The organism is Bradyrhizobium frederickii (assembly GCF_004570865.1).
GTDB classification, from domain to species: Bacteria; Pseudomonadota; Alphaproteobacteria; order Rhizobiales; family Xanthobacteraceae; genus Bradyrhizobium; species Bradyrhizobium frederickii.
Window position 1 is genome coordinate 93,457 of record NZ_SPQS01000020.1, and the last position, 14,818, is coordinate 108,274.

Sequence of the window (14,818 nt, forward strand, 5' to 3'; positions counted from 1 at the left end):
GCCAGGATGGATTGCCCGGGGCGCCGGAGGTAACCAATCGCCGTGTCCGAAATTTGTTCCGTAGTTGCGGCTCGACCCCAAGGTTAACGGCGAAAAACGCGTGCGCCAAGTGGTCGCGCCGTCAGCCAGCCCGGTTCAAGCCGCCCTTGGCTTCAATGAAGTCGACGATGCGCTCGAGCCCCTGGCTCTTCTTCAGGTTGGTCATGACGAAAGGACGCTCGCCGCGCATGCGCCTGGCGTCCGTGTCCATCTTCTCCAGGGAGGCGCCGACATGGGGGGCGAGGTCGATCTTGTTGATGACCAGAAGATCGGACCGGGTGATGCCGGGGCCGCCCTTGGAGGGGATCTTGTCCCCGGCGGCGACGTCGATCACATAAATGGTGAGGTCGGCCAGCTCCGGGGAAAAAGTGGCAGCGAGATTGTCGCCGCCGGACTCGATCAGCACGAGATCGAGCCCGGGAAATTTGGCGCGCATGTCCGCGACAGCAGCCAGATTCATCGAGGCATCTTCGCGAATCGCGGTGTGCGGACAGCCGCCGGTCTCGACACCGGCGATGCGGTCCGGCGTCAGCGAGCCCGAACGCACCAGGAATTCCGCATCCCATTTGGTGTAGATGTCGTTGGTGATCGCGGCGATGTCATAGCGCTCGCGCATGGCCTTGCAGAGCAGGTCCATCAGCTGGGTCTTGCCCGATCCGACCGGACCGCCGACGCCGACACGCAAGGGGCCGTGAGATTTCGACATGCAACTCGCTCTCTCTCGATGGGGGTTAAAGACGCCGCGCTCTCACGACCGGAACAGCCGCGTATATTGTGTCTCGTGGCGCAGGCTGGCGAGATCGGCGCGGAAGGTCGCGCTGCCAAGATCGTCCAATGTCGCGTTCAGCGCGCGATCGGCAGTCGCGGTCACGGCGGCTTCCAGCCTCACCAGCACGCGCTGGCTGTCGGTCTGGCCGAGCGGAATGAGCCGGCTGGCCGCAGAAATCCAGTTCGAGACCAGCGCATGCAGGAACGCGTGCAGCGTCGGCGCCAGCGGAACGCCGTGCTGAGCTGCGACGACGCCGACGGCGACAGGATAGACCATCGGCGTGCGGCATGCTGCAACCATGGCATCCAGCCCGTCGGCATTCCACGCGGCACGGGTGATGTCGATGAAGGCACGGCCTTGCGAGCTCGTCTCCAGCTGCCGCTCACGCGAGGGCACGAAGGCCGCGGCAAGCTCGGCGATATCGTTCAAAACGGCCTGGTCGCCCGCCTCCGCCGCGCGATAGGCGTGGACCAGAAACGTCGCGTCGCAAAAGCCGGAACCGTCACCGAGCATCGCGTCGAGCCAGTCGGCCAGCGTTGCAATATCGACGATATCGCCCGCCTCCACCGCCCATTCGATGCCGCTGGAATAGGAAAAGCCGCCGACCGGGAATGCCGGCGACAGCCAGGTCATCAGCCGATACAGCGCCGCCGCCTCGCCCTCGTCGAGGCCACCGGCGCTGATCGGCTCATTTGTGGTCATGAGCATGCTTGTGGCCATGATGATGATCGGGGTGGTCGCAATGCTCGTCATGGTGATGATCGTGACCGTGGTCATGTGCGGCATGACCATGATGGTCGTGGTGATCATGGCCGTGGTGATCATGGTGATCGTGGCCATGATCATGACGGTGCCCGTGATCGTGATGCGCGTGGTCGTCGTGTCCATGCGCATGACCGGCATCTGCATAGGCGCCGCCTTCGGGATCGAACGGGGCTTCGATCTCGATCACGCGCGCGCCGAGGCCCTTCACCATGGCCTCGATGACGTGATCGCGGCGAATGCGCAAGGCTTTCGCCATGATCTGCGTCGGCAGATGGCGATTGCCGAGATGCCAGCCGACCCGAATGAGGTGATGCGGATCGCGGCCGCGGATTTCCAGCAGCGGCTCGGGCGCCGCGACCACTTCGACCAACCGGCCGTCATCGAGCACCAGCGCGTCGCCGCCGCGCAGCGCCGTGGCGTGCTCGAGGTCGAGCAGGAATTCGAGCCCCCGCGTGCCCGTCATCGCCATGCGGCGGCGGTGCCGATCGTCGAAATCGAGCACGACCGTGTCCGCCGGCGCTTCCGTGAAGCGGTGCTGCCCCTTTACCTGCGTCGCCCGGATCATGCTCTACCTCGTTACCGTGTCTCGACCTTCTCGGGCGTGATCACCTCGATCTTCGGCGGCGCCGTGAAGCACTTCACCGCGACGCGGCCGAACGTCTTCATATGCTCCATGCCACGATGCGGCACCAGCGCCTCGGCGTTCTCCCACTGCTCGACGAACACCATCTTGGCAGGATCGGTGACGCTCTCGTGCAGATCGTAGGCGATATTGCCGGGCTCCTTCCGCGTCTCCTTGATGCAGGCGGTGGCGGCTGCAATGAATTCGGCGCGCGTTTCGGGCTTGATGGTCAAGGTGGCAACGACGTAGATCACGAGGAATCCTCCCGGCTTTTCTTCTAGGGTTCAATACCGGGCGGACATTAGACCAGGCGGGATCGAACGCAAAACGGCAAAAGCCGTCCCCGGACGTCCGCCGGGGACATGCGTTGAGGCGCTATTTCAGTACATGAAATAACGCTGTGCCATGGGCAGCACCTCGGCGGGTGCACAGGTGAGCAGCTCGCCGTCGGCACGCACCTCGTAGGTCTCCGGATCGACCTCGATGTCGGGCGTGGCGTCGTTGTGGATCATGCTCTTTTTCGAGATCTTGCCGCGGGTGTTCTGGACTGGATAGAGCTTCTTTTCGATGCCGAGCCTTCGCGCCAGACCACCGGTGATCGCGGCTTTGGAGGTGAACACCACGGAGGACGCCGTGCGCGCCTTGCCGAAGGCGCCGAACATCGGCTGGTAGTGCACCGGCTGCGGCGTCGGGATCGATGCGTTGGGATCGCCCATGGGAGCCGCGACGATCGTGCCGCCCTTGACGATGCAGTCCGGCTTGACGCCGAAGAAGGCCGGCGACCACAGCACGAGGTCGGCCAGCTTGCCCTTCTCCACCGAGCCGATCAGCTTCGACACGCCGTGGGCGATGGCGGGATTGATCGTGTACTTGGCGATGTAGCGCTTGACGCGGAAATTGTCGTTGTCCTTGCCCTTGTCCTGCGGCAGGGAGCCACGCTGCTTCTTCATCTTGTCGGCGGTCTGCCAGGTCCGGATGATGACCTCGCCGAGACGGCCCATCGCCTGCGAGTCCGAGGACATCATCGAGAGCGCGCCGAGATCGTGCAGGATGTCCTCCGCGGCGATGGTTTCCTTGCGGATGCGGCTTTCGGCAAATGCCAGGTCTTCGGCGATCGAGGGATCGAGATGGTGGCACACCATCAGCATGTCGAGATGCTCATCGATGGTGTTGCGGGTGAAGGGGCGCGTCGGGTTGGTCGAGGACGGCAGCACGTTCTTCAGGCCGGCGACCTTGATGATATCGGGGGCATGACCGCCGCCGGCGCCTTCGGTGTGGAAGGCATGGATGGTGCGGCCCTTGAACGCCTTGATGGTGTCCTCGACGAAGCCGGACTCGTTCAGCGTGTCGGTGTGGATCATCACCTGGATGTCGTGAGCGTCGGCGACCGACAGGCAATTGTCGATCGCAGCCGGCGTCGTGCCCCAGTCCTCGTGCAGCTTCAGCGCGCATGCGCCGGCCTTGATCATCTCGACCAGCGCTGCGGGCCGCGAGGCGTTACCCTTGCCGGAAATGCCGAGATTGACCGGGAAGGCGTCGAACGACTGGATCATCCGCGCGATGTGCCAGGGCCCCGGCGTGCAGGTGGTGGCGAAGGTGCCGTGCGAGGGACCGGTGCCGCCGCCCAGCATCGAGGTGACGCCCGACATCAGCGCGTGCTCGATCTGCTGCGGGCAAATGAAATGGATGTGGCTGTCGAAGCCGCCGGCCGTGAGGATCTTGCCTTCACCCGCGATCACGTCGGTCCCGGGACCAATGATGATGGTGACGCCCGGCTGAATGTCGGGATTGCCGGCCTTGCCGATGCCTGCGATCATGCCGTCCTTGATCGCGACATCGGCCTTCACGATGCCCCAATGGTCGACGATCAGCGCATTGGTGATGACGGTATCGGCCGCACCCTGCTTGTTGGTCACCTGCGACTGGCCCATGCCGTCGCGGATCACCTTGCCGCCGCCGAATTTCACCTCCTCGCCATACGTGGTGAAATCCTTCTCGACCTCGATGATGAGGTCGGTGTCGGCCAGCCGCACCCTGTCGCCGGTGGTCGGGCCGAACATGTCGGCATAGACGGAACGCTTTATTTTGACGGACATCACGAGCCCCGCTTGCGTTGGAATGTCTGGTGGGTCATAGCAGCGCCCTCGCTGCCTTCACGGCATCATCGAATCTTTCGTCGAGCCACGCATTGCCGCCGCGGCAACCCGCCACGACCTGCGTGGCCCACCCGACGTAGTCGGCGAGATCGTCGCGCTCCTCGGCACTCGGATCGGTTTGAATCCGCGCCCCGGTATTGCTGATCTTGTCGGCGATCTTGATCAGCTTTGCGCCGGGAGATTTGTGCGGAGCGTCTTCAATCTGCTTCCGCCGCCGCTCGGCCTTCGGCAGGCTCATGTCGTCGGTGCATTCGACGACGAGGGAAGCCACTCGCTCCGAGAATATCTGCGCAAGCTCCTTGCACGTGGTGTCGGTGTCTTCGATTGTATCGTGCAGCCACCCGGCTGCGACCAATTCGGCATCGGCGCCATCAGTCGCGGTCGCAAGCAGATTCGCGACCTCGGCGAGGTGATTGATGTAAGGTTCGTTCCCGCGCCCTTTCCGCGCCATGCCGTTGTGCCGGCGCGCGGCGAGGTCAGCAGCTTCGGAGATGAGGCGGATGGGGGACAGCATGATCATGCCTCCTCGACACCGGGAGACGCGCCACTTTTGTCGTCAGTCAGGGACGCATCGCTGGACGGGTTCCCTTCCCCCTTGCGGGGGAGGGTTAGGGAGAGGGGTGCCGCTTGCTCCGCTGCTTCGAGGATGGAAAGAACAACGCCCTCCAGGTTCTTCATCACGTCGTCATTGGTGAAGCGAAGCACCCGATAGCCGCGGGATCCGAACCACGCGTCGCGCCGTTCGTCATGCTGGATACGTTCTTCGAAGTCGTGGCTTTCACCATCGAGTTCAACGATGAGCTTGCAGGAATGCGCGACGAAATCGGCGATGTAATTGCCCATGGGAGTCTGGCGACGAAAGGCCGAGCCCGCGAGTCGATCCGCCTTGAGGTAGCGCAACAGCAACGTCTCGGCGCGAGTCATCTCGCGCCTCAGTCGTTTGGCGCGGGTTCTTTGGAACTGAGGGACCTCGTCGTGTGGCATACCCCTCTCCCCAACCCTCCCCCGCAAGGGGGGAGGGAGCCTGACCGGCGTGCTCACCTCACTGTCGATCACTGCACTCGCCTCAACCGTGCCGCGCCGCGCTCGTTCCTCGGGATGTCACAGCTTCCCCATGACGTCGCCGCGGAAACCGTAGATCGTCTTCTTGCCGGCCAAGGCCACGAGTTGCACGTCGCGGGTCTGGCCGGGCTCGAAGCGGACGGCGGTGCCGGCGGCAATGTCGAGGCGCATGCCGCGGGCCTTCTTGCGGTCGAATTTCAGCGCCGGGTTGGTCTCGAAGAAATGGTAGTGCGAGCCGACCTGGATCGGACGGTCGCCGGTATTGGCCACCGTCAGCGTGAATGTCTTGCGGCCGGCATTGAGCTCGATCTCGCCGTCCTGGATGAAGAGTTCGCCGGGAATCATGTGCTACCTCGTCTTGCTCCGCTGCGTCATGGCCGGGCTCGTCCCGGCCATCCACGTGGGGCCGCTTGGTTGAAAGTCGTGGATGCCCGGGACAAGCCCGGGCATGACGATGCTGATACAGTTTCGCGCTTCAACGGATCGGCTCGTGCACGGTGACGAGCTTGGTGCCGTCAGGAAACGTCGCCTCGACCTGGATGTCGTGAATCATCTCGGGGATTCCCGGCATCACCTGGTCGCGGGTCAAAACCTGCGCGCCGGATTGCATCAGCTCGGCCACGGTGCGGCCGTCGCGCGCGCCCTCGAGGATGAAATCGGAGATGATGGCGATCGCCTCGGGATGGTTGAGCTTGACGCCGCGATCCAGCCTGCGGCGCGCCACGATGGCCGCCATCGAGATCAGAAGCTTGTCCTTTTCGCGGGGAGACAGGTTCATGCAGAATCTCTTCCGTTCAATTCGTCAATTCGGCCAGTCAATTCAGCCAGAGCCGCGGCAGGGCCGCGCCGGTGCGCGCCAGCACGGCCATCATGTCGGCGCGCAAACGCGCCGCATCTTGGGCACAGAACCGCGCCATTGCAACGCCATTCCAGGCCGAGATTCCGACCTCGCCGGCGAAAGATTCCGACGCTTCGCGAATGCGCTCGACCAAGGCCTCGTCGCCGGGCACGATCAGGGCCGTACCGATCGCGGCGCCGCCTTTGGCAATGGCCGATCGCGCGAGCTTTGCGCCGATGTCGCCGTCGAGCCGAACCGTCTCGGCGAACACCAGCCGGCCGCCACGCCTCAGCCGCCAGCGGTCGACGAACTCGCCCTGCTCCATCCGCTCGCCCATGGCGGTGCGGCCGAACACGACGATCTCGCAGAGCAGGAGCGAGGCGGTCTCGTCGAGCGCGATGTCGAAACGGCGCTGCACCCGGGCCCGGTCGAACAGGATGGTTTCCTGCGGCAGCCAGGACAAATGCGCCTCCGCACCGACCTGCAAAGCGATGTTGAGCTGCGCCGCCGGGCCCGGTGCGCGATAGACCTTTTCGGCGGCCGCGGTGGTCAAGGTCAGGCGCGAGCCCTCGCCCGCCGTGACGTCGATATCGAAACTGTCGCCGCCGGCAACGCCGCCGGCCGTGTTGACGAACACGCCGGACAGGCCCTGATCTTCCGGCGAGGGAAAGCGGACACGGAGCGAGCCGGATTCATGCAAGGCGCCGCGCCGCGTCGCGCCCTCACGGGCGTGTACCTCGAAGCGCACGGCACCGCGGGCGCGGTTGGCCTCGAACACAGAAGATGTCGCCAAAGCGTCGCTGCGCATCCGTCTCCCCAGCCGGTCGCGGCAGGTTGGTCTACAGCGCCATCTGGCGGCTGATCTCGCTCGCGTCGAGGTTGGCGCGGTCGCAGGTGAATTTCACCGCGCCGCGATCCATCACCGCGAAACTGTCGCCGAGTTCGCAGGCAAAGTCGAGATATTGTTCGACGAGCACGATGGCGATGTTGCCGAGGTTGCGCAGGTAAGAGATGGCGCGGCCGATATCCTTGATGATCGAGGGCTGGATGCCCTCGGTCGGCTCGTCGAGCAGCAGCAGTTTTGGCCGCATCACCAGCGCACGGCCGATCGCGAGCTGCTGCTGCTGGCCGCCGGAGAGATCGCCGCCGCGCCGGCCCAGCATCGATTGCAGCACCGGGAACAGCGAGAACACGTCGTCCGGAATGTGCTTGTCCTCGCGCTTGAGCGGGCCGAAGCCGGTCTTGAGGTTTTCCTCGACCGTCAGCAGCGGAAAGATCTCGCGGCCCTGCGGCACGAAACCGATGCCCTTGCGGGCGCGCTCATAGGGTTTCAGACCCGTGATGTCGCTGCCGTCAAACACGATCGCACCCGAGGAGATCGGATATTGCCCGACCATGGCGCGCAGCAGCGAGGTCTTGCCGACGCCGTTGCGCCCGAGCACGCAGGTCACCTTGCCCGGCTCGGCCGAGATGGAGACGCCGCGCAGCGCCTGCGCGGCGCCGTAGAACAGGTTGATGTCCTTGACCTCAAGCATCGCTCAGCGTCCCAGATAGACTTCGATGACCCGCTCGTTGGACGAAACCTGGTCGATGGTTCCCTCCGCCAGCACGGTGCCTTCATGCAGGCAGGTGACCTTGACGCCGAGCTCGCGCACGAACGTCATGTCGTGCTCGACGACCATCACGGTATGGGTCTTGTTGATCTCTTTCAGCAGCTCGGCGGTCAGATGCGTCTCGACGTCGGTCATCCCCGCGACGGGCTCGTCGACGAGAAGCAGCTTCGGATCCTGCGCCAGCAGCATGCCGATCTCCAGCCATTGCTTCTGGCCGTGGCTGAGGCTGCCGGCAAGGCGGTTGCGGGCGTCGGTGAGGCGGATCGTCTCCAGAACCTTGTCGATGCGCTCGGACTCGGCTTTGCTGCCGCGCCAGAACAGCGTGCCCTTGACGCTGTGGTCGACGTTGAGCGCCAGCAGGAGGTTGTCCTGCACGGTCTGGCTCTCGAACACGGTCGGTTTCTGGAATTTACGGCCGATGCCGAGCTCGGCGATGCGGGTCTCGTCGAGCCGCGTCAAATCGGTGACGCCGTCGAACAGCACGGTGCCCTCGTCCGGCTTGGTCTTGCCGGTGATGATGTCCATCATCGTGGTCTTGCCGGCGCCGTTCGGGCCGATGATGGCGCGCATCTCGCCGGGCTCGAGCGTCAGCGACAGATTGTTGATGGCGTGGAAGCCGTCGAACGAGACGTGCACGCCGTCGAGATAGAGCATCGCGGACGTTGCGCGGTTGTCCATGACGTTCATCGCGCTACTCCGCCATCTTGGGTTCGGTGACGCCGTCCTCGGCCGCAGCACTTGCCATGGTCGCGGCGTTGCGCTTTTCCTTCGACTGGGCCCACCAGGCGTTGAAGGTGCCGACAATGCCCTTCGGCAGCAGCAGCGTCACCAGGATGAACAACGCACCCAGCATGAACAGCCAGTACGGCGCCAGCACCCCCGAGGTGAAGAACGTCTTGGCATAGTTGACGACGACGGCGCCGAGCGCAGCGCCGACCAGCGTGCCGCGGCCGCCGACCGCGACCCAGATCACCGCCTCGATCGAATTGCCCGGCGCGAACTCGGACGGATTGATGATGCCGACCTGCGGCACGTAGAGCGCGCCGGCGACGCCGGCCATGCAGGCCGACACCGTGAACACGAACAGCTTGTAGGATTCGACCCGGTAGCCGAGGAAGCGCGTGCGCGATTCCGCATCGCGCACCGCGATCAGCACCTTGCCGAGCTTCGACGAGACGATGGCGCGGCAGATCAGGAAGCCGGCGATCAGCGCCAGGCAGCTCAAGGCAAACAAGGCAGCGCGCGTCCCTTCGGCCTGCACGTTGAAGCCGAGGATGTCCTTGAAATCGGTCAGGCCGTTATTGCCGCCGAAGCCGAAATCGTTGCGGAAGAAGGCGAGCAGCAGCGCATAGGTCATCGCCTGCGTGATGATCGACAGGTACACGCCGGTGACGCGGGAGCGGAAGGCGAGCCAGCCGAAGCAGAAGGCGAGCAGCCCCGGCACGACCAGCACCATCAGCGCCGCGAACCAGAACATGTCGAAGCCGTACCAGTACCAGGGCAGCTTCGAATAGTTCAGGAACACCATGAAATCGGGCAGGATCGGATTGCCGTAGACGCCGCGGGTGCCGATCTGCCGCATCAGGTACATGCCCATCGCATAGCCGCCGAGCGCGAAGAACGCGCCGTGGCCGAGCGAGAGAATGCCGCAATAGCCCCAGATCAGATCGATCGCGAGCGCCAGGATGGCGTAGCAGACATATTTTCCCCAGAGCGCGACGAGATAGGTCGGCACCTGCAGGAACGAGCCCGCGGGCAGCAGCAGATTGGAGAGCGGGATGAGGATGCCGCAGGCCGCGACGACGGCAAGGAAGATCGTCGCGCCGCGGTCGAGCGATCGCGTCAGCATGTGAGGGGTCATGCTTCCACCGCACGGCCCTTGAGCGCGAACAAGCCGCGCGGGCGCTTTTGAATGAACAGGATGATCAGAACCAGGATGGCGATCTTGCCGAGCACGGCGCCGGCGACCGGCTCCAGGAACTTGTTGGCGATGCCGAGCGTGAAGGCGCCGACCAGCGTGCCCCAGAGATTGCCGACCCCGCCGAACACCACGACCATGAAGCTGTCGATGATGTAGCTCTGGCCGAGGTTGGGGCTGACATTGTCGATCTGCGACAGCGCCACCCCGGCGATACCGGCAATGCCCGAACCGAGACCGAAAGTCAGCGCGTCGACGCGCGAGGTGGCGATGCCCATCGAGGCCGCCATGCGGCGGTTCTGCGTCACCGCGCGCATCTCGAGGCCCAGCGCGGTGTAACGCAGCATCGCGAGCAGGATCGCGAACACGGCAAGCGTGAAGAGCAGGATCCAGAGCCGGTTATAGGTGATGGTGATCTGGCCGAGCTCGAACGCCCCGCTCATCCAGGAGGGATTGCCAACCTCGCGGTTGGTCGGGCCGAACATGGTGCGCACCGCCTGCTGCAGCACCAGCGAGAGGCCCCAGGTCGCAAGCAGCGTCTCCAGCGGACGGCCGTAGAGGAAGCGGATGATGCTGCGCTCGATCAGGACGCCGATCGCGCCGGCGACGAGGAAGGCGAGCGGCACGGCGATCAGCAGCGAATAGTCGAACAGGCCGGGATAGCGGGTGCGGATCACCTCCTGCACCACGAAAGTGGTGTAGGCCCCGAGCATCACCATCTCGCCATGCGCCATGTTGATCACGCCCATCACGCCGAACGTGATGGCGAGTCCGATCGCGGCGAGCAGCAACACCGAGCCGAGCGAGAGGCCGTACCAGGCGTTTTGCACCATGGACCAGACCGCGAGCGAATTCTGGATCGAGCCGATCGCGCCCGCGGCGGCCTTGGTCACCGAGGCCGGCTGGTCGCCCATGCCGGTGAGCAGCGCCAGCGCTTCCTGGTCGCCGCGTGCCTTGAGCGTGGCCACGGCCTCGAGCTTCTCGACCTCGGTCGCATCGGACTTGAACAGCAGGATGGCCGCGCGAGCCTCGCCGAGGGCCGTCTTGACGGCTCTGTTGCTTTCCTTGGCGAGCGCGGCATCGACCGCATCGAGCGCCGTCTCCTCATGCGACTTGAAGACCGATTGCGCGGCCTGCAGGCGCGTTCCGACATCCGGCGACTGCAGCGTCAGGCCGCCGAGCGCGGCATCGACGCTGCGGCGCAGACGGTTGTTGAGGCGCACCGCGCTCGCACTATCGGGAACGCTGGCCACCGCCTCGCCGGTCGCGGCGTCGATCGACTTGCCGTCGGTGCCGGTGACGTAAACCTTCTTGCTGTCCGGATCGGCCATCAACCGGCCGTCCTGGAGCGCGCTGATGATGGGAAAGGCCAGCTTGTTGCCGCTGCTCGCGACTGCGCCGATCGCCTCTTCGGTGTCGGAGAAATCGTCATTGGCGAATTTGGCGACTCCGTCCTCGAACGGACCGGCGAAGGCCGGCAGCGCAAACGCGATCAGTAACAATGAGAGCGCAAGCGAGCAGAGGCGCGCGGACAAATAGGCTGGCACTGTGAATGACCCCGGCAGAAATGGGTGGAGAAGGCGGCGGGATCGCCGCCTTCTCCGCTCGTGCAATGCAGTGTCAGATCCGGATCAGGAGCCGGAACCGAGGCACTTGTTGGTCTTGGTGTTGAAGTTGCCGCACTTCTTGCCGACCCAGTCGCCGATCAGGTCCTTGGAGCCGTCGAGCTCCTTCGACCAGGCATCGCCCGCGACGAGGCTCGGCGTCTTCCAGACCACGTCGAACTGGCCGTTACCCTTGATCTCGCCGATGAACACCGGCTTGGTGATATGGTGGTTCGGGAGCATCTTGGAGGTGCCGCCGGTCAGGTTCTTGGCTTCGATGCCTGGGAGAGCGTCGATCACCTTGTCGGGATCGGTCGACTTCGCCTTCTCGACCGCCTTGACCCACATGTCGAAGCCGATCACGTGCGCTTCCATCGGATCGTTGGTCACGCGCTTCGGATTCTTGGTGTAGGCCTGCCACGCCTTGATGAACTTCTCGTTCTCCGGCGACTTGATCGACTGGAAGTAATTCCAGGCGGCGAGATGACCGACCAGCGGCTTGGTGTCGATGCCGGCGAGCTCTTCCTCACCGACCGAGAACGCCACCACCGGAATGTCCTTGGCCTTGATGCCCTGGTTGCCGAGCTCCTTGTAGAAGGGAACGTTGGCGTCGCCGTTGATGGTCGAGACCACCGCGGTCTTCTTGCCGGCCGAGCCGAACTTCTTGATGTCGGCCACGATCGTCTGCCAGTCGGAGTGACCGAACGGCGTATAGTTGATCATGATGTCTTCCTGGGCGACACCCTTCGACTTCAGATAGGCTTCCAGGATCTTGTTGGTGGTGCGCGGATAGACGTAGTCGGTGCCCGCGAGCACCCAGCGCTTCACCTTCTCCTCCTTCATGAGGTAGTCGACGGCGGGAATCGCCTGCTGGTTCGGCGCGGCCCCCGTGTAGAACACGTTACGCTCGCTCTCCTCACCCTCGTATTGCACGGGGTAGAACAGGATGCTGTTGAGCTCCTTGAACACCGGAAGCACCGACTTGCGCGACACCGAGGTCCAGCAGCCGAACACGACCGAGACCTTGTCCTTGGTGATCAGCTCGCGCGCCTTCTCGGCGAACAGCGGCCAGTTCGACGCGGGGTCGACGACGACGGCTTCGAGCTTCTTGCCGAGAACGCCGCCCTTCTTGTTCTGCTCGTCGATCAGGAAGAGGATGGTGTCCTTCAGCGTGGTTTCGCTGATGGCCATGGTGCCGGACAGAGAGTGCAGCACGCCGACCTTGATGGTGTCGTCCGCGGCCTTCGCGCCAGTCAATGAAGCCAGACCGAGCACCAGTCCGGCGGTCGCGGCGAGCACGCCGCGGCGGCTAAATGACGCCGCTATATCGTGAGTTGATTTGCTAAGCATGAGTGTCTCATCTCCCTGACGCAGACGTGAAAAACGCTGCGAAACGGCCCCACGGCCGCCTGCGATTAACGGATTCGCAAGAACCATGCCATGGGCTGAACACCAATCAACTTATTGATTTTCCTAAAATAATTGTCTGAAAACCAAGTCTCGCAACGAAGCAACCGCTCAAATCTTGAGCAATTCAAATGTATGCCAAAGCGGCAGGCTGATTATTTTATGAGCAAAATGCCAGCTCTGGCTAAATTTCCGGCACAACTATTTCTGCACTGCAATCGCCATTTCGCGCGAGCCTGCCTTGAAAGCGCCCCTTCGATGTTCCATATGAGCGGCCGAGACCTCTTTCGAATCAAGAGGTCGTTGCGAGCCGCGTGTTCTTAAGCCCCTCCGGGCCTCTGGCTTGCCCCATATCTCCCAAGCCATCCGACACCCTAAACACGCAGGTGTCTTCTCGACACCCTTTTGCGCGCGCCGCGCCGAATGCGCCGGGCGCCCGCTTTTGACATGGAAAGAACCCATCTTTTGACTTCGTTTCAGGATTTCGGCCTCGCCGAACCGATCGCGCGTGCTCTCGCCGAAGAGAACTACGTCACTCCCACCCCCATCCAGGCCCAGACCATCCCGATCGCGCTGACCGGGCGCGACGTCGTCGGCATCGCCCAGACCGGCACCGGCAAGACCGCGTCGTTCGCGCTGCCGATCCTGCACCGCCTGCTCGAGCATCGCATCAAGCCGCAGCCCAAGACCTGCCGGGTGTTGGTGCTGTCGCCCACCCGCGAGCTGTCCGGCCAGATCCTCGACAGCTTCAACGCCTATGGCCGCCACCTGCGCCTGGCCTCGACGCTGGCCATCGGCGGCGTGCCGATGGGCCGCCAGGTCCGCGCCCTGATGCAAGGCGTCGATGTGCTGGTCGCCACCCCCGGCCGCCTGCTCGACCTCGTGCAGAGCAACGGATTGAAGCTCTCGAGCGTCGAGTTCCTCGTGCTCGACGAGGCCGACCGCATGCTCGACATGGGCTTCATCAACGATATCCGCAAAATCGTCGCCAAGCTGCCGATCAAGCGGCAGACGCTGTTCTTCTCGGCCACCATGCCGAAGGACATCGCCGAGCTCGCCGACGCCATGCTGCGTGACCCCGCCCGCGTCGCGGTAACCCCGGTGTCCTCGACCGCCGAGCGGATTAACCAGCGCATCGTCCAGGTCGACTTCTCCGCCAAGCCGGCCTTCCTGACCAAGCTTCTGAAAGATGAGCCGGTCAACCGCGCACTGGTCTTCACCCGCACCAAGCACGGCGCCGACAAGGTGGTGAAGTCGCTCGAGAAGGCCGGCATCCCTGCCAGCGCCATTCACGGCAACAAGTCGCAGAACCATCGCGAGCGCACGCTGGCCCAGTTCCGCTCGGGCGAGATCCGCACCCTGGTCGCCACCGACATCGCCGCCCGCGGCATCGACGTCGACGGCATCAGCCACGTCATCAATTTCGACCTGCCCAACGTGCCGGAGACCTACGTCCACCGCATCGGCCGCACCGCGCGCGCCGGCGCCGAGGGCACCGCGATCTCGCTGGTGGCTGGCGGCGAGGAGCTCAGCTATCTCCGCGACATCGAGCGGCTGATCCGCGTGGCGCTGCCGCGCGAAGACCATCGCACCGATGCGGGCCGCCGCGACGCCGGTCCTCCCCCGGCACAGCAACGGCAGGGCCGACCGGGTGGCCGTCCGGGCCAGCGTCCGCAGGGCGCCCGGCACGGCGACGGACGGCGTGGCGACGAACGGCACGCTGACGGGCGTCATCACAGCGCCGGCAGGCCCGGCGACGGACGGCCCGGCGAAGGACGTCATAGCGAGGGCAGACCTGTTGATGGCAGGCCGGGAGAAGGCCACAAGGCCTCCAAGGGGTCTCGCCGCCGACGTGGTCTCGGTGGTAAGATGAACTCCTCACCAGCCGATCGGTCGGAACAGCGTCCCGCGCATAGCGCCGGCAAGCCTGATGGAATACAAGGCGTTGCCTTTCTGCGTCGCGAGAGTCGCCCGAACGGCCGACCGAACCGCAATCCTCATTCGAACTAACAGTCTACGACTGGA

Annotated in this window: 16 protein-coding genes; 1 reads left to right on the top strand and 15 read right to left on the bottom strand. The window is 64.3% G+C overall.

The genetic code is table 11. The features are described from left to right. Window positions 1-121: 121 nt before the first annotated feature. The 15 genes from ureG to urtA form a co-directional block, all read right to left on the bottom strand. Window positions 122-745, bottom strand: coding sequence for an urease accessory protein UreG (gene ureG / locus E4K64_RS29305; protein WP_126259745.1), 624 nt, complete (start codon window positions 743-745; stop codon window positions 122-124). Window positions 746-787: 42 nt separating this feature from the next. Beyond that, complete coding sequence (locus E4K64_RS29310) at window positions 788-1,516, bottom strand: urease accessory protein UreF (protein WP_126259811.1); 729 nt, start codon at window positions 1,514-1,516, stop codon at window positions 788-790. Then, window positions 1,497-2,138 carry an urease accessory protein UreE gene (gene ureE / locus E4K64_RS29315; protein ID WP_135166580.1) on the bottom strand — a complete coding sequence of 214 codons (642 nt, stop codon included), beginning with the start codon at window positions 2,136-2,138 and terminating at the stop codon, window positions 1,497-1,499. Before ureE ends, E4K64_RS29310 begins: the two co-directional genes overlap by 20 nt. A gap of 11 nt (window positions 2,139-2,149) precedes the next feature. Then, window positions 2,150-2,449 (bottom strand): putative quinol monooxygenase, encoded by a 300-nt coding sequence (locus E4K64_RS29320; protein WP_018318764.1) that lies wholly within the window; start codon window positions 2,447-2,449, stop codon window positions 2,150-2,152. A 126-nt stretch (window positions 2,450-2,575) separates the two neighbouring features. After that, window positions 2,576-4,291 carry an urease subunit alpha gene (ureC, locus tag E4K64_RS29325; protein ID WP_135166582.1) on the bottom strand — a complete coding sequence of 572 codons (1,716 nt, stop codon included), beginning with the start codon at window positions 4,289-4,291 and terminating at the stop codon, window positions 2,576-2,578. Between the two features lie 34 nt (window positions 4,292-4,325). Next, window positions 4,326-4,865 carry an HD domain-containing protein gene (locus tag E4K64_RS29330; protein WP_135166583.1) on the bottom strand — a complete coding sequence of 180 codons (540 nt, stop codon included), beginning with the start codon at window positions 4,863-4,865 and terminating at the stop codon, window positions 4,326-4,328. Window positions 4,866-4,867: 2 nt separating this feature from the next. Beyond that, on the bottom strand, window positions 4,868-5,335 hold the full coding sequence (locus E4K64_RS29335; protein WP_235884809.1) for an endonuclease domain-containing protein: 468 nt from the start codon (window positions 5,333-5,335) through the stop codon (window positions 4,868-4,870). Window positions 5,336-5,452: 117 nt separating this feature from the next. Then, the gene (locus E4K64_RS29340; protein WP_135166586.1) at window positions 5,453-5,758 is read right to left on the bottom strand and encodes an urease subunit beta; all 306 of its coding nucleotides are present in this window, start codon (window positions 5,756-5,758) and stop codon (window positions 5,453-5,455) included. Window positions 5,759-5,888: 130 nt separating this feature from the next. After that, complete coding sequence (locus E4K64_RS29345) at window positions 5,889-6,191, bottom strand: urease subunit gamma (protein WP_007605424.1); 303 nt, start codon at window positions 6,189-6,191, stop codon at window positions 5,889-5,891. A gap of 37 nt (window positions 6,192-6,228) precedes the next feature. Beyond that, window positions 6,229-7,059 carry an urease accessory protein UreD gene (locus E4K64_RS29350; protein ID WP_135166587.1) on the bottom strand — a complete coding sequence of 277 codons (831 nt, stop codon included), beginning with the start codon at window positions 7,057-7,059 and terminating at the stop codon, window positions 6,229-6,231. Between the two features lie 31 nt (window positions 7,060-7,090). Further along, a complete protein-coding gene (urtE, locus tag E4K64_RS29355) occupies window positions 7,091-7,786 on the bottom strand; it encodes an urea ABC transporter ATP-binding subunit UrtE (protein WP_135166589.1) in 696 nt (231 codons plus the stop codon). A 3-nt stretch (window positions 7,787-7,789) separates the two neighbouring features. Further along, the gene (gene urtD, locus E4K64_RS29360) at window positions 7,790-8,551 is read right to left on the bottom strand and encodes an urea ABC transporter ATP-binding protein UrtD (RefSeq protein ID WP_135166590.1); all 762 of its coding nucleotides are present in this window, start codon (window positions 8,549-8,551) and stop codon (window positions 7,790-7,792) included. Window positions 8,552-8,555: 4 nt separating this feature from the next. After that, a complete protein-coding gene (urtC, locus tag E4K64_RS29365; protein ID WP_135166591.1) occupies window positions 8,556-9,725 on the bottom strand; it encodes an urea ABC transporter permease subunit UrtC in 1,170 nt (389 codons plus the stop codon). After that, window positions 9,722-11,329, bottom strand: a complete 1,608-nt coding sequence (urtB, locus tag E4K64_RS29370) for an urea ABC transporter permease subunit UrtB (protein ID WP_135166592.1) — start codon at window positions 11,327-11,329, stop codon at window positions 9,722-9,724. The genes urtC and urtB overlap by 4 nt, the downstream gene beginning before the upstream one ends. Window positions 11,330-11,413: 84 nt before the next feature. After that, window positions 11,414-12,736: an urea ABC transporter substrate-binding protein gene (gene urtA / locus E4K64_RS29375; RefSeq protein WP_135166593.1), complete on the bottom strand. Its 1,323-nt coding sequence runs from the start codon at window positions 12,734-12,736 to the stop codon at window positions 11,414-11,416. Between the two features lie 480 nt (window positions 12,737-13,216). On the opposite strand from urtA, the gene E4K64_RS29380 reads away from it, so the two are divergent. After that, complete coding sequence (locus E4K64_RS29380) at window positions 13,217-14,803, top strand: DEAD/DEAH box helicase (RefSeq protein WP_135166594.1); 1,587 nt, start codon at window positions 13,217-13,219, stop codon at window positions 14,801-14,803. Window positions 14,804-14,818 lie beyond the last annotated feature (15 nt).

Bases quoted from the DNA above. Each gene is read 5' to 3' on its own strand.
- urtC (WP_135166591.1), bottom strand. From the start codon at position 9,725: ATGACCCCTCACATGCTGACGCGATCGCTCGACCGCGGCGCGACGATC.
- ureE (WP_135166580.1), bottom strand. From the start codon at position 2,138: ATGATCCGGGCGACGCAGGTAAAGGGGCAGCACCGCTTCACGGAAGCG.
- E4K64_RS29310 (WP_126259811.1), bottom strand. From the start codon at position 1,516: ATGCTCATGACCACAAATGAGCCGATCAGCGCCGGTGGCCTCGACGAG.
- E4K64_RS29330 (WP_135166583.1), bottom strand. From the start codon at position 4,865: ATGCTGTCCCCCATCCGCCTCATCTCCGAAGCTGCTGACCTCGCCGCG.
- E4K64_RS29350 (WP_135166587.1), bottom strand. From the start codon at position 7,059: ATGCGCAGCGACGCTTTGGCGACATCTTCTGTGTTCGAGGCCAACCGC.
- ureG (WP_126259745.1), bottom strand. From the start codon at position 745: ATGTCGAAATCTCACGGCCCCTTGCGTGTCGGCGTCGGCGGTCCGGTC.
- urtE (WP_135166589.1), bottom strand. From the start codon at position 7,786: ATGCTTGAGGTCAAGGACATCAACCTGTTCTACGGCGCCGCGCAGGCG.
- urtD (WP_135166590.1), bottom strand. From the start codon at position 8,551: ATGAACGTCATGGACAACCGCGCAACGTCCGCGATGCTCTATCTCGAC.
- urtA (WP_135166593.1), bottom strand. From the start codon at position 12,736: ATGCTTAGCAAATCAACTCACGATATAGCGGCGTCATTTAGCCGCCGC.
- E4K64_RS29345 (WP_007605424.1), bottom strand. From the start codon at position 6,191: ATGAACCTGTCTCCCCGCGAAAAGGACAAGCTTCTGATCTCGATGGCG.
- E4K64_RS29380 (WP_135166594.1), top strand. From the start codon at position 13,217: ATGCGCCGGGCGCCCGCTTTTGACATGGAAAGAACCCATCTTTTGACT.
- E4K64_RS29340 (WP_135166586.1), bottom strand. From the start codon at position 5,758: ATGATTCCCGGCGAACTCTTCATCCAGGACGGCGAGATCGAGCTCAAT.
- ureC (WP_135166582.1), bottom strand. From the start codon at position 4,291: ATGTCCGTCAAAATAAAGCGTTCCGTCTATGCCGACATGTTCGGCCCG.
- E4K64_RS29335 (WP_235884809.1), bottom strand. From the start codon at position 5,335: ATGCCACACGACGAGGTCCCTCAGTTCCAAAGAACCCGCGCCAAACGA.